Origin of the sequence: Citrobacter sp. wls826 (assembly GCF_005281245.1) — a bacterium.
In the GTDB taxonomy this organism is placed as follows: Bacteria; Pseudomonadota; Gammaproteobacteria; order Enterobacterales; family Enterobacteriaceae; genus Citrobacter; species Citrobacter braakii.
In genome coordinates this window covers 86,161-100,714 of the sequence record NZ_SZWS01000064.1, presented here as the reverse complement: position 1 = coordinate 100,714, position 14,554 = coordinate 86,161, and the positions used below count along the sequence as shown (strand labels likewise).

Sequence of the window (14,554 nt, the reverse complement as noted above, 5' to 3'; positions counted from 1 at the left end):
CACGCCACCCTCGGGTGGCGTTGTTTTATTCTGGATTTAAAACTCCACGCGCGCGCCGAGGTTATAGCGGCGTCCTTCCACCTGTGCGGATTCGTTCCACGCGGTTGTCAGTTTCGGATCTTCATCCAACACGTTGTAGACTCCAGCCATCAGTTGCGTGTGCTTATTGAGCTGATAACGTACGCCTACGTCCACCATCGTGTAGTCATCGTATTTATAGTTATTGCCGCTGTTGCGGTTACTGCTGCGATAATTCACCGTACTCCATACGTCCAGGCTTTGCGTTGCCGCCCAGTTCAGCGACAGATTCGCCATATGGCGTGGATAATCGTTTAGCGCGTAGCCTTTGTTAACGCCGCTTTTTTGTTCGCTGTGGTTCCAGGTGTAGTTAGCGTTGGCTTTTACATCGGCTGTAATCTGCCAGTCGGCATTCAGTTCTATACCGTATACATCCGCCTCGCTGACGTTGAAGTATTTACTGACGGAATCCGCGTTGTAGCCGTTGACGGAGCACTGGTTCGTCGACGTGGTTTCACAAATAGTTTGTTCAGCAATTTTGTCTTTGAACTGCGTATAGAAGACGGTGCTGTCGAGCGATAGCGCATCTCCCGTCCAGTAGAGGCCCAGTTCAGAGTTAACGCTTTGTTCAGGTTTCAGGTCGTCGTTACCAACGGTGAGGAAGGGATAAGGTACGGTTGAGCCGTAAGGGGTTACGAAGTTGCTGGACGTCGCACGCAGCTCCGGTTTTTTATAGCCTGCGGAAACGCCGCCTTTCAGCGCCCAGTCATTGCTAAAGGCCCAGTTACCGTACATTTTCGGCGTAATATGTGTGCCAAAATTGTCATCCTGGTCCATCCTCGCTGACGTGGTCAGGATGAAATCGCCAATGCTCCAGCCGTCTTCAGCAAACAATGCCCAACCGTTACGGCTGATTTTGGTCACCGGGTCAGATCCGGGCAGCGTTTTGTTGGCCACATCAAAGCGGTCATTCAGCTCTTCGCGCGTGAAATTCGCCCCAACGGTCAGTTTATGGGTGTCGAGCGTGAAAGTGGTTTGCGAATTGGCGACGTAGTTCTCCATCTGCACATACTGCGGGGATTGTCCGTCATAAACGTACTTCGAACGGCCTTTTTCATAGTTTATGTAGTTGGTCGTCGCGATGGTGTCGTCTGCATACCAGCCGGTATGCGTCAGGGTGGCGGCGTTACGATCGAACAGCCATGACCACGGCGCACCGCGTTTCTGGGTACGGTTTTTTTCCTGCTCACCGGTGACCACGTTGAGATCGAACAGGTTATTCTCGCTGGCGGCCAGGCCCAATGTCATATCAACGGATTTACGATTGTGTTTGCCAAAATAGTTATTGCGATCGTCATCGCGACGGTCAAGCCAGTCGGCCGCCACGCTAAGGCCGAGAACATCGGGCACAATCGGCCCCATGGTAAACAAATTCATCTGGCTGGTATTACCTAAATACTGGTGTTCCTGCAGCCAGGTATTGGCAGCAATTGCCGTGGTCCACTCTTTTGCGCCGTACGGTTTTTTGGTAATGACGTTAACCACACCGCCGATGGCGTCTGAACCGTACAGCGAGGACATCGGCCCACGGATAACTTCGATACGCTCAATGGCCTCCATTGGCGGTAAGAAGTTGGCTTCAGTACCAATATCATGTCCGTAAGGGCGAGATTCACCGGTATTTTGTTTGACGCTGTTGACCATAAAAGCGGTATAGGACGGGTCCATGCCGCGGATCATAATGCTACCGGCGTTCATGCCGCTGCTGTTGGTGACCGAGACGCCGGGAAGGTTTTTAATGGCTTCACCGATGCTACGGTCCGGCTGAATATCCAGCGTGTTACGATCAATAACTGAAATAGTGGCCGGCGCTTCGCGTTTTTGCTGCGAGAATCCGGATGCGGTGATCACCATTTCATCTTCGCTAGTGCGTGAGGTCTCGGTGAGTTCTTCTGCCTGGGTGGGGAAAATAACACCGCCTGAGAATGCAACGATCCCTGTCAGCGTAATAAGTTGACGCGTTTTCATAATATAGAAACCTGAAAAGTAAAAAATAAAAACATCACCTTGCAGCTCAAAAAAGCTGCAAGGTGCAGATGGTTTTTTAATTATTAATATTTAGAGAGATCGATTTTCAGCACGTAGTCGGGCTTCACACCTATCATTTTTTCCGACTGTTTGACGCTGACGTACAGGGTGTTAGCATCTGCCGAGAGCGCCAGACTGTTAGGTAAGGCATTGGTTTCAATGCTTTGTTTTACCTGATAGGTCTTGCTGTTCACAATGCTGATGCGTTTAGCATTACGGTGGGTGATATAAACTTCCTGGCGTTTTTCGTTATATATCACTGCCAGCGAGTTAATAACCTTAATTGGTGCAATAACCTTACCGGTATTAAGATCAACAACCAGTACGTCCGCTAAATCCGGATCGGTCAGGAATGCGCGGTTATTTTTTGCATCCAGGGCAATATTCAGGAAAAAATGTTTTTTATCTGGCTCAATGGTAAAGCGATTAATAATTTGATGGTTGGTGGTATCCAGCGTAATAAGCTCGTTTCGGCCGTTCACAACATACAGGCGGTTCTTATTTGCATCCACGGCCATGCCGGTCGGGTACTGGCCCATGTTCTCGAGGGTGGCGATTTTCTCGCGCTTTTGTGTGTCCACCACCCAGACTATGCCCTTTTCAGCCACGCCGGAAACGTACAGACGGTGGTGCTGTTTATCGAGCACCATTTCACGCGTATGAACAATATCTTTCGGGTTTTTGGCTTCGCTCAGTTGCAGTATCGCCAGCTCTTTACCGCTGCGGGTATCGACTAGCGTTACTGAACCTTCCAGCGTGTTGCCGACATACAGCACCTGGTTTTCTTCATCCAGCGCGGTGGCAAAGGCACGACGGCTGGTGTCGATGACTTCAGTCGTCGTGAGTTTCTCCAGATCGAGTTTGTAGATAAGCCCGCTGGTTTTATCTTTATCAAACGACGGCGACGAGGCGACAAAAAGCGCATTCTGCTGGCTATCAACCGCCAGCTCATACACGCCGTTACCGACATCGCGAGTCAGAAAATCTTTCTCAGGTAGCGTCTGCGCCACGCTGGACAGGCTGGTAAATAACAGCGCTGTGGCGAGTGCCACGCAGGAATAGCGTTTCAGGGACTTCACATTGTGGAGGTTCATTGACTTTTATTCACATTTATTTACATGATGAGAATGATAATGAGATCTAATATCATTCGCAATTAAGATAAATGAAATGTGACTACCCATTCTGGTAGGTCAAAAAGAAAACAGCGAAGGGGAGAGGTGGTAGAACGTAGAAATTTAAAAACCCTTACTAACCAGAGACTGGCGTTCAGGGTTTTAAGCTAACGCGAACTTACTTCTTCGCGCGCTCGAAAGAAGCAACGATTTCAGCTTTAGCGGCTTCAGCGTTGTCCCAACCGTCAACTTTCACCCATTTGCCCGCTTCGAGATCTTTGTAGTGTTCGAAGAAGTGGGTGATCTGTGCTTTCAGCAGTTCCGGCAGGTCGGTCACATCTTTGATGTGATCGTATTCTTTACTCAGCTTAGTGTGCGGAACCGCAACCAGTTTCGCATCTTCACCGGATTCGTCAGTCATTTTCAGTACGCCAACCGGACGGCAGCGGATCACTGAACCTGGCTCCAGCGGGTACGGAGTCGGGACAAGAACGTCTACTGGGTCACCGTCCAGAGACAGGGTGTGGTTGATGTAACCGTAGTTGCACGGATAGAACATCGCGGTGGACATGAAGCGGTCAACGAACAGGGCGCCGCTCTCTTTGTCAACTTCGTATTTGATCGGATCTGCGTTGGCAGGGATCTCGATAACAACGTAGATATCTTCCGGCAGATCTTTACCGGCAGGGACGTTGAGTAAGCTCATGTCTGTTTCCTTTAAATAAGCTATGGCAAACAAGTGGCGGGTATTATAGCCAACTCGCGCTGAATGTCTCCGCTTGTTTTCGCTTTCTCTGCGCTCATTTTCTTCTTTTTACCCCTCTCTCGTGACAGAAAAATCCATATCTTCAGCCGCATTTTTCATAGCGGGATGAAAGCGATTACAAAGTTGTGATTAACGTTTTATTTACTTTTTTGAAGTGTGATGTAACGCAATTCGTTACATGCTCAATTGTCTATAGTTTTTTCGCGACGGTTTATTAACCAACAATAATCACCCTACGAGGACGCACTTATGTGGAAGCGCTTACTTTTAGTCACAGCAGTTTCGGCAGCCATGTCGTCTATGGCAATGGCAGCCCCTTTAACCGTAGGATTTTCGCAAGTTGGCTCTGAATCCGGCTGGCGCGCCGCAGAAACCAACGTTGCGAAAAGCGAGGCTGAAAAGCGTGGTATTACGCTGAAAATCGCTGACGGCCAGCAAAAGCAGGAAAACCAGATTAAAGCAGTTCGCTCATTTGTTGCGCAGGGCGTTGACGCCATCTTTATTGCGCCGGTCGTGGCAACGGGTTGGGAACCGGTTTTAAAAGAAGCTAAAGATGCCGACATTCCGGTCTTTTTGCTCGATCGTTCCATCGATGTAAAAGACAAATCTCTCTATATGACCACGGTCACCGCCGACAACGTGCTGGAAGGTAAATTGATCGGCGACTGGTTGATTAAACAGGTGAACGGCAAGCCGTGTAACGTCGTTGAGCTGCAAGGGACCGTCGGGGCCAGCGTGGCCATCGATCGTAAAAAAGGGTTTGCTGAAGCCATCGCCAACGCGCCAAACATTAAGATTATCCGCTCACAGTCCGGCGACTTCACCCGCAGTAAAGGGAAAGAAGTGATGGAGAGCTTTATCAAAGCGGAAAACAATGGCAAGAACATCTGCATGGTTTACGCCCATAACGATGACATGGTGATCGGGGCGATCCAGGCGATTAAAGAAGCGGGCCTGAAACCCGGCAAAGATATTCTGACCGGTTCCATCGACGGCGTACCGGATATCTACAAAGCAATGATTGACGGTGAAGCCAACGCCAGCGTCGAGCTGACGCCGAATATGGCAGGCCCGGCATTCGACGCGCTGGAGAAATTCAAAAAAGACGGCACGATGCCTGAAAAGCTGACCATTACCAAGTCGATCCTCTATCTGCCGGATACCGCGAAAGAAGAGTTAGAGAAGAAGAAAAACATGGGCTACTAGTTTTGCTGCCGGTCTTCCGTAGGCCTGATGGCGTTGCGCTTATCAGGCCTACGAAAAGGCCGTGATTTCGTACCGGAGGAATGCCATGACCACCGACCCCCATCAGGAAATCCTCCGCACCGAAGGATTGAGCAAATTCTTTCCCGGCGTCAAAGCGCTGGATAACGTGGATTTCAGCTTGCGTCGCGGTGAGATTATGGCGCTGCTGGGAGAAAACGGAGCCGGTAAATCGACGCTGATCAAAGCGCTGACCGGCGTTTACCATGCCGATCGCGGCACGATCTGGCTCGAAGGCCAGCCTATCTCCCCCAAAAATACCGCCCATGCCCAGCAGTTGGGGATCGGTACCGTGTATCAGGAAGTGAATCTGCTGCCCAATATGTCGGTAGCGGATAACTTGTTTATTGGCCGTGAACCGCGGCGTTTTGGCCTGCTGCTGCGCAAGCAGATGGAAAAACGCGCGACGGAGTTGATGGCGTCATACGGTTTTTCCCTCGACGTGCGCGAGCCGCTGAACCGCTTTTCCGTGGCGATGCAGCAGATCGTCGCCATCTGTCGGGCGATCGATCTCTCCGCGAAAGTGCTGATCCTCGATGAGCCCACCGCCAGTCTTGATACCCAGGAAGTAGAAATGCTGTTCGGCCTGATGCGGCATCTGCGCGATCGGGGCGTCAGTCTGATCTTCGTTACCCATTTCCTCGATCAGGTCTATCAGGTCAGCGATCGCATTACCGTCCTGCGTAACGGCGGCTTCGTTGGCTGCCGTGAAACCCGCGAACTGCCACAGATCGAACTGGTCAAAATGATGCTGGGTCGCGAACTGGATACCCATGCGCTACAGCGTGCGGGCCGTACGCTGCTGAGTGATAAACCAGTGGCGGCCTTTAGCGACTTTGGCAAGAAAGGCACCATCGCGCCGTTTGATCTACAGGTGCGTCCTGGTGAGATCGTCGGTCTCGCTGGACTGCTGGGATCCGGGCGAACGGAAACGGCGGAGGTGATCTTCGGTATTAAACCCGCCGACAGCGGCAGTGCGCTGATCAAAGGCAAAGCGCAGACCTTGCGATCGCCGCATCAGGCTTCGTGTCTGGGGATCGGCTTCTGTCCGGAGGATCGCAAAACGGATGGTATTATCGCCGCCGCTTCGGTGCGGGAAAACATCATTCTGGCATTACAGGCGCAGCGTGGCTGGCTGCGGCCTATTCCGCGGAAAGAACAAAATGAGATTGCCGAGCGTTTTATCCGCCAGCTCGGAATTCGCACCCCCAACGCTGAACAGCCGATCGAGTTTCTCTCTGGCGGCAATCAGCAAAAAGTATTGCTCTCGCGCTGGTTACTGACCAAACCGCAGTTCCTGATCCTCGATGAACCCACGCGTGGGATCGACGTCGGCGCGCATGCCGAGATCATTCGCCTGATCGAAACGCTGTGCGCGGATGGTCTGGCGCTGCTGGTGATTTCATCCGAACTGGAAGAGTTAGTGGGCTATGCCGATCGGGTCATTATTATGCGCGATCGCAAACAGGTGGCTGAGATCCCGCTGGCTGAACTGTCCGTACCGGCGATCATGAACGCCATTGCGGCCTAAGGAGACTATGGTGATGCCTCAATCTCTCCCTCAATCCACTCCGTCGCAACGGCGATTCCGCTGGCCAAAGGGCATGCCACAACTGGTGGCGCTACTGCTGGTGCTGCTGGTGGATAGCCTGGTCGCGCCACACTTTTATCAGGTGATTTTGCAAGATGGTCGGCTGTTCGGTAGCCCGATTGATATTCTCAACCGTGCCGCCCCCGTGGCGCTGTTAGCGATTGGCATGACGCTGGTGATTGCCACCGGCGGCATCGACCTTTCCGTGGGCGCTGTCATGGCCATTGCCGGTGCCACCACCGCGGCGATGACGGTGGCCGGGCACAGTTTGCCGGTGGTGCTGCTTGCCGCCTTAGGCTCCGGCATTCTGGCAGGGTTATGGAACGGGATTCTGGTGGCAATCCTCAAGATCCAACCGTTCGTTGCCACGCTAATCCTGATGGTGGCCGGACGCGGAGTGGCGCAGCTTATCACCTCCGGGCAGATCGTCACCTTCAATTCGCCCGAACTGTCGTGGTTTGGCAGCGGCTCGCTCTTACTGTTCCCCACGCCAGTGATCATTGCACTGTTAACGCTGGTGGTGTTCTGGCTACTGACGCGTAAAACGGCGCTGGGGATGTTTATTGAAGCGGTAGGCATCAACATTCGTGCGGCAAAAAACGCCGGGGTGAACACGCGCATTATCGTGATGCTCACCTATGTGCTGAGCGGTCTGTGTGCGGCTATCGCCGGCATTATCGTCACGGCGGATATCCGCGGGGCAGATGCCAATAACGCCGGATTGTGGCTGGAACTGGATGCCATCCTGGCGGTAGTCATTGGCGGCGGCTCGCTGATGGGCGGGCGCTTTAATCTGCTGCTGTCGGTGGTCGGGGCATTGATTATTCAGGGCATGAACACCGGGATTTTACTGTCGGGCTTCCCGCCAGAACTAAATCAAGTGGTCAAAGCCGTGGTGGTGTTGTGTGTGCTGGTCGTGCAATCACAACGCTTTATCAGCCTGATAAAAGGAGTGCGTGGTCATGATAAAACGTAATTTACCGCTGATGATCACCCTCGGCGTGTTTGTGCTGGGTTACCTCTACTGCCTGACACAGTTTCCGGCTTTTGCTTCAACCAGAGTTATCTGCAATATCCTGACCGATAACGCTTTTCTGGGCATCATCGCCGTGGGCATGACCTTCGTGATTCTCTCTGGCGGGATCGACCTGTCCGTTGGCTCGGTGATCGCGTTTACCGGCGTATTTCTGGCGAAGGCCATTGGCTACTGGGGTATATCTCCGCTGTTGGCGTTTCCCCTGATTCTGCTGATGGGCTGCGCGTTTGGCGCGTTTATGGGGTTACTGATTGATGCGCTGAAGATCCCAGCATTCATTATTACCCTGGCGGGAATGTTCTTCCTGCGCGGCGTCAGCTATCTGGTGTCTGAAGAGTCGATCCCAATTAACCATCCGGTTTATGACATGCTCTCAAGCCTGGCATGGAAAATTCCCGGCGGCGGTCGCCTGAGTGCAATGGGATTGCTGATGCTGGCGGTAGTCGTCATTGGCATATTCCTGGCGCACCGTACGCGCTTTGGTAATCAGGTTTACGCGATTGGCGGCAACGCCACCTCTGCCAACCTGATGGGGATCTCAACCCGCAGCACGACCATCCGTATCTATATGCTGTCGACCGGGCTTGCGACGCTTGCCGGCATTGTCTTTTCAATTTACACCCAGGCGGGTTATGCGCTGGCGGGCGTCGGCGTTGAGCTGGATGCGATTGCCTCAGTCGTGATTGGCGGAACCCTGTTGAGCGGTGGGGTCGGTACGGTGTTAGGAACGTTGTTTGGTGTCGCCATTCAGGGGTTGATCCAGACCTACATTAATTTTGACGGCACATTAAGTTCCTGGTGGACGAAGATCGCGATTGGCATTTTATTGTTTATTTTTATTGCCTTACAGCGCGGCCTGACGGTACTTTGGGAAAATCGTCAAAGCTCGCCAGTAACCAGAGTGGGGACGGCGGCAACACCAAAGTAACATCCTGATTTTTCACTAAACATTTAAATACCTAAACTTTTTCCGGTTGTAGTCGATAGGTTCTGTACAGGTCTGTTTTAACCCTACAACCGGAAATATAACGATGCCAAAATCCCTTTCAATTCGATCAAGTTTGTTGGTGTTATTGTCTCTGCTGACGTTCCTTCTGTTGCTGACCGGCGGTATGGGGCTATATGCCTCTACCCATATCATTACTTCGTTGATTTACCACGGTATTATGAGCGCCTCGATGTTAGCTGCCCTCGCATTGCTGGCGGTGATTTGGTTCATGCTGCGAAATAAGTTTCTCAAGCCGCTGGATAATATGGTTGAGCAACTGGAACGCCTGGCGACGGGGGATTTGTCGCCGGTTACCGCGCTGTCGGCCAGCGCCGAATTCAACCGTCTGAACGCGGCAATGGATGAAATGCGCCATGCGTTGGGCGACTCGGTACAGCGTGTCCGCGATGCCAGTTTACAAATTGATATTGGTAGCCGTGAGCTGACGGCCGGGAACCAGCATCTGGCGCAACGTACTGAATCGACAGCCACTTCGCTGGAGCAGACCGCAGCCAGTATGGAAGAGCTCACGGCGACCGTGAAACAGAATGCGCAGAACGCGGAACAGGCACACCAGTTGGCAAAATCGGTGTCGGATACCGCCGATCGCGGCAGTGAGATGGTGTGCTATGTGATTGAGAAAATGCGCGATATTTCCGGCAGTTCCAGCCGAATCGCCGACATCCTCAGCGTAATCGACGGTATTGCTTTCCAGACCAATATCCTTGCGCTAAATGCTTCTGTTGAAGCGGCGCGTGCCGGTGAGCAAGGGCGGGGCTTTGCGGTCGTTGCAGGTGAAGTGCGTAATCTGGCCAGCCGCAGCGCCGAGGCGGCAAAAGAGATCCGCACGTTAATCAGCGATTCACACACCCACGTGGGAGAAGGCAGCGAGCTGGCGCAGCAGGCGGGCGAAACCATGGATGAGATTGCCAATGAAGTGATGCGCATGACCAAACTGATGCGTGAAATTGCCAGCGCGTCGCAGGAACAGAGTCGCGGCATTGAGCAGGTGAATATCGCGGTGATTCAGATGGATGAAACGGCGCAGCAAAATGCGGCGCTGGTACAGCAATCTTCAGCGGCTACCCGCTCGCTGGAAGAGCAGTCACATGCGCTGCTCGAAGCAATGGCGGCGTTTAAAGTACAAACGGCGTAGGGGATAAATTTGCCGGATGATGGCGTTAACACGTCTCATCCGGCAAAGCGTATTACGCGTCCGGGAATTCGCGGATAAAGCGTTCTACATCTTCAACCATATGGTCGTTACCTACGAAGAAGGAGCGACGCTGGTGCAGGCTTTCCGGGGTGATATCCAGAATGCGATCCTTACCATCGCTCGCTTTGCCGCCCGCCTGCTCGGCCAGGAAGGCCATCGGATTGCATTCGTACAGCAGACGCAGCTTCCCTTGCGGGTGGCTGGCTGTGCTTGGGTACAGGTAGATCCCGCCTTTGAGCAGATTACGATGGAAATCCGCAACCAGAGAGCCAATGTAGCGCGAGGTGTACGGGCGCTGAGTTGACTTATCTTCTTCCTGGCAGAATTTAATGTACTTCTTCACGCCGTTCGGGAATTTAATATAGTTGCCTTCGTTAATGGAGTACGTGCTGCCTTTCGCCGGGAAGCGCATACGTTCCTGGCTGAGGCAGAATACGCCCAGAGAAGGATCGTAGGTGAAGGCGTGTACGCCACAGCCGGTGGTATACACCAGCATGGTGGAAGAACCATAAACAACGTAGCCCGCAGCAACCTGCTTGTTGCCTGGTTGCAGGAAATCCTCTTCCGTGACCGGCGTGCCGACTGGGGTTACGCGGCGATAAATAGAGAAAATAGTACCGACAGAGACGTTAACATCGATGTTGGATGAGCCATCCAGAGGATCCATCAGCACAACATATTTTGCGTGTTCACAGCCTTCAAAGACGACGATTTCATCTTCTTCTTCCGAGGCAATGCCCGCCACAATGTCGCGCGCCTTCAGTGCAGCTTTCAGTTTTTCGTTCGCGAACAGATCGAGTTTTTGCTGAACCTCTCCCTGCACGTTCTCAGCACCGCTGGCACCCAGGATATCGACCAGACCGGCCTTGTTGATATCGCGGTGGATGATCTTGGCGCCCAGCTTTATTGCCGACAACAAAGCAGTGAGTTCACCGGTAGCATGAGAAAACTCGTGCTGCTTTTCGACAATAAATTCACCTAACGTTTTCATAACACTTTCCCTGCAATTTATGTGGAGTAAAGCGACCGCAACAATATTAACAAATATTTCCATTGTCGCGCTTAGGTGAATCGCGCCAGCAAACTACGGAATATCCTGAAATGCGTTTCTCACTTGCCGGACATGTGCGTAAAATGGCCCCCAGATTAAAAAAGGATAGTGACGTATGCGCATTCATATTTTGGGAATTTGTGGCACTTTCATGGGCGGTCTGGCGATGCTGGCGCGCTCACTCGGTCATGAAGTAACCGGTTCGGACGCCAATGTGTATCCGCCGATGAGTACCTTACTTGAGAAGCAAGGCATTGATCTGATTCAGGGTTACGATGCCAGCCAGCTCGATCCGCAGCCGGACCTGGTGATCATTGGCAATGCCATGACCCGGGGTAATCCGTGTGTGGAAGCGGTGCTGGAAAAGAACATTCCGTACATGTCCGGCCCGCAGTGGCTGCATGACTTTGTGCTGCGCGATCGTTGGGTACTGGCGGTTGCGGGGACGCACGGCAAAACCACCACCGCCGGAATGGCGACCTGGATCCTCGAAGCCTGCGGCTATAAGCCTGGCTTTGTGATCGGCGGCGTACCGGGTAACTTTGAGGTTTCCGCGCGCCTGGGTGAGAGCGACTTCTTCGTGATTGAAGCGGATGAGTACGATTGCGCCTTCTTCGATAAGCGTTCTAAATTCGTACATTACTGCCCGCGTACGCTGATCCTCAACAACCTTGAGTTCGATCACGCGGATATTTTTGACGATCTGAAAGCGATCCAGAAACAGTTCCACCACCTGGTGCGTATCGTGCCGGGCCAGGGACGCATTATCTACCCGGAAAACGACATCAATCTGAAACAGACGATGGCGATGGGCTGCTGGAGCGAACAAGAGCTGGTTGGTGAACAAGGTCACTGGCAGGCGAAAAAGCTGACCACTGATGCATCCGAATGGGAAGTGTGGCTGGACGGTGAAAATGTTGGCGTGGTGAAGTGGGGCCTGGTAGGCGAGCACAACATGCACAACGGTCTGATGGCGATTGCTGCCGCGCGCCATGTTGGCGTCGTGCCTGCGGATGCAGCCAATGCGCTGGGCTCGTTCATCAACGCCCGTCGCCGTCTTGAGCTGCGCGGCGAAGCCAATGGCGTGACGGTGTATGACGATTTCGCCCATCACCCAACGGCCATTCTGGCAACGCTTGCGGCGCTGCGCGGTAAAGTGGGGGGCACGGCGCGCATCATCGCGGTGCTGGAACCACGCTCGAACACCATGAAAATGGGCCTGTGCAAAGATGACCTGGCGCCGTCGTTAGGGCGTGCGGACGAAGTGTTCCTGCTGCAACCCCCGCATATTCCGTGGCAGGTAGCAGAAGTCGCTGAAGCCTGCGTTCAGCCTGCGCACTGGAGCGGCGATGTGGATGCACTGGCAGATATGGTGGTGAAAACTGCACAGCCTGGCGATCACATCCTGGTGATGAGTAACGGCGGGTTTGGTGGCATCCATCAAAAACTGCTGGATGGCCTGGCGAAGAAAGCCCAGGCAGAAGAAGAGTAAAAAATGCCCGGTGGCGCTATGCTTACCGGGCCTACGATCCGTTGTGGGCCGGATAAGGTGTTTACACCGTTATCCGGCACTTTCTCAGGAGCACGATCTCCGTTGCCATCCGGCCTTCTGGTTACGCCATACTTCTCAACGGAATGGGAAGCCTCCATATGGAAATTTATAACTCAGATCGCAGAAATTAATTTCTAAATCATAAAATCTATTTCCGCTTTTCCCTTGCTAATATCCCCTCGAGAGCCAATGTGGCGTAAGTGCCACATAATAAAAGGTGCGCTCCATGCGAAAAAATTTAACCAATAACGAACTGCGAGTTTATAAATTCTGTCAGGAGAACCCTGCTGATGTTTATAAAATGAAAATTCATGAACTGGCAGATCGCGTTTATACTACCGCGCCATCTATTTCTAAGTTGGTAAAGAAATTAGGCTTTAATAATTTCCAGGAGTTTAAGGTCAACATTCGGGACGTATTCTCCAGATCGCAAAACTCGCAGCACCATAACGCGTTTGTTAGCGAATATATACAAGAAATGCAGGATGCTTTAACCAGAGTGTCTGAGAATAAAGTCAAAGTCTTTTGTGATTTTTTGTCCGACTGCAATACGATTATCACCTGGGGATACGGTACATCAGATAGCGTGGCGAACTATGTTAGCTATAATTTGATGGTGCTGGGCTTTAATATCCTCAATGAAACCGACTACACCAACTGTAATGTCCGCAGCCGCTTTCTGACCGCTAACGATTGTATGCTGATTGTTTCCAACAGCGGTGAGTCAGAAATGCTGGAAGAGATAATTTTTAATGCCAGAAAAAACGGCATCAAGGTGGCCGCGATTACCAGCCGGGAAAACTCTACGCTGGCGCTTAAGGCCGATGCGGTCTTGATCTACAAAAACGCCATTATTAAAGATACTGCTTTCGAAAATATAAGCTATCCGATCCAGATAGCCATCGTAGATATTATGCTTTTCCATTTATCCAATGTCAGAAAAGTGTCGTTGAAATTTAATTCAAAAGTAGAAGACTAATGAAAAAACTAAAACTCGTGGTGATTGGTGCGGGTAGCAGCTATACGCCAGAACTGATTGAAGGGGTAATTAAAAACTACCACCAGCTTCCCATCTCTCACATCGCTTTTGTCGACGTTGAAATGGGTAAAGAGAAAATGAACATCATTTTCGACCTCACCAAAAGAATGCTTGCCAAAGCAAATTTACCAATTGATGTCATCCAAACTTTTGACCGCAAAACAGCGCTGCTGGGTGCCGACTTCGTGGTGACTCAACTGCGCGTCGGTGGTATCGATGCCCGAATCGTTGATGAAAAACTGCCGAAGTCATACGGTTTTATTGGCCAGGAAACCAACGGTGCGGGCGGGATGTTCAAAGCTCTGCGCACCATTCCGGTCATCATTGAAATAGCGAATGAAATGAAGGCGATTTGTCCAAACGCCTGGCTGATTAACTTCACCAATCCAGCTTCCATGGTGACAGAAGCGGTACTCAAATACAGCCACAACAATCGGGTCATCGGCCTGTGCAATGGTCCTGTCAATATGACCCATCAGGTGGCCGGGCTGCTGAATGCTAACGTAGAGGATTTATACGTCGAGTTCAAAGGCTCTAATCATATGAACTTTATTACCAAAATTCTGCATAACGGCGTCGACCGTACCCGCGAAACCATCGAGATAATCAACGCCGCCGACGTCGATGCACTGAGCTTTAAAAACATCAGCAATGAGCAGTTTAATAAAGAGCTGCTGGCCGCCACCAATCTGATCCCCTCTTCCTATTTAAAATACTACCTCAAGACGACTGAAATGCTGGCCGAGCAGGAAGCAGCCGAGCAATCACGGGGTGAGATCGTCAAAAATATCGAAGCCGAACTGTTTAAAAAATACAGCGACGTTACGCTTC

The 14,554-nt window shown here is 51.8% G+C and carries 12 protein-coding genes; 8 read left to right on the top strand and 4 right to left on the bottom strand.

Annotated elements, in window-relative coordinates; genetic code table 11:
• Positions 1 to 36: 36 nt before the first annotated feature.
• From FDW87_RS20415 to ppa, 3 genes are all read right to left on the bottom strand, one after another.
• The gene (locus FDW87_RS20415; RefSeq protein ID WP_016155530.1) at positions 37 to 2,046 is read right to left on the bottom strand and encodes a TonB-dependent receptor domain-containing protein; all 2,010 of its coding nucleotides are present in this window, start codon (positions 2,044 to 2,046) and stop codon (positions 37 to 39) included.
• Between the two features lie 83 nt (positions 2,047 to 2,129).
• On the bottom strand, positions 2,130 to 3,200 hold the full coding sequence (locus FDW87_RS20410; RefSeq protein ID WP_137380113.1) for a YncE family protein: 1,071 nt from the start codon (positions 3,198 to 3,200) through the stop codon (positions 2,130 to 2,132).
• A gap of 199 nt (positions 3,201 to 3,399) precedes the next feature.
• A complete protein-coding gene (ppa, locus tag FDW87_RS20405) occupies positions 3,400 to 3,927 on the bottom strand; it encodes an inorganic diphosphatase (RefSeq protein WP_003025726.1) in 528 nt (175 codons plus the stop codon).
• A 309-nt stretch (positions 3,928 to 4,236) separates the two neighbouring features.
• Between ppa and ytfQ the strand changes: the two genes are divergently transcribed.
• From ytfQ to FDW87_RS20380, 5 genes are all read left to right on the top strand, one after another.
• A complete protein-coding gene (ytfQ, locus tag FDW87_RS20400; protein ID WP_016151454.1) occupies positions 4,237 to 5,193 on the top strand; it encodes a galactofuranose ABC transporter substrate-binding protein YtfQ in 957 nt (318 codons plus the stop codon).
• Positions 5,194 to 5,278: 85 nt separating this feature from the next.
• Positions 5,279 to 6,781 carry a galactofuranose ABC transporter, ATP-binding protein YtfR gene (ytfR, locus tag FDW87_RS20395; RefSeq protein WP_046275826.1) on the top strand — a complete coding sequence of 501 codons (1,503 nt, stop codon included), beginning with the start codon at positions 5,279 to 5,281 and terminating at the stop codon, positions 6,779 to 6,781.
• A 13-nt stretch (positions 6,782 to 6,794) separates the two neighbouring features.
• Entirely contained in the window at positions 6,795 to 7,817 is a 1,023-nt protein-coding gene (gene ytfT, locus FDW87_RS20390) for a galactofuranose ABC transporter, ATP-binding protein YtfT (RefSeq protein WP_137380112.1), read from the top strand.
• The gene (gene yjfF / locus FDW87_RS20385; protein WP_016151457.1) at positions 7,804 to 8,805 is read left to right on the top strand and encodes a galactofuranose ABC transporter, permease protein YjfF; all 1,002 of its coding nucleotides are present in this window, start codon (positions 7,804 to 7,806) and stop codon (positions 8,803 to 8,805) included. The genes ytfT and yjfF overlap by 14 nt, the downstream gene beginning before the upstream one ends.
• Before the next feature lie 103 nt (positions 8,806 to 8,908).
• Positions 8,909 to 10,021, top strand: coding sequence for a methyl-accepting chemotaxis protein (locus FDW87_RS20380; RefSeq protein ID WP_137380111.1), 1,113 nt, complete (start codon positions 8,909 to 8,911; stop codon positions 10,019 to 10,021).
• Between the two features lie 52 nt (positions 10,022 to 10,073).
• On the opposite strand, the gene fbp is transcribed toward FDW87_RS20380, so the two are convergent.
• Complete coding sequence (gene fbp, locus FDW87_RS20375; protein ID WP_016151459.1) at positions 10,074 to 11,072, bottom strand: class 1 fructose-bisphosphatase; 999 nt, start codon at positions 11,070 to 11,072, stop codon at positions 10,074 to 10,076.
• 175 nt (positions 11,073 to 11,247) lie between these two features.
• Between fbp and mpl the strand changes: the two genes are divergently transcribed.
• The 3 genes from mpl to FDW87_RS20360 all read left to right on the top strand — a co-directional run.
• Positions 11,248 to 12,624, top strand: a complete 1,377-nt coding sequence (gene mpl, locus FDW87_RS20370) for a UDP-N-acetylmuramate:L-alanyl-gamma-D-glutamyl-meso-diaminopimelate ligase (protein WP_016151460.1) — start codon at positions 11,248 to 11,250, stop codon at positions 12,622 to 12,624.
• Between the two features lie 286 nt (positions 12,625 to 12,910).
• Positions 12,911 to 13,663, top strand: coding sequence for a MurR/RpiR family transcriptional regulator (locus tag FDW87_RS20365; protein WP_016151461.1), 753 nt, complete (start codon positions 12,911 to 12,913; stop codon positions 13,661 to 13,663).
• A partial coding sequence (locus tag FDW87_RS20360; RefSeq protein ID WP_252363278.1) for a 6-phospho-beta-glucosidase occupies positions 13,663 to 14,554 on the top strand: 892 nt, incomplete at its 3' end. The genes FDW87_RS20365 and FDW87_RS20360, both read left to right, overlap by 1 nt.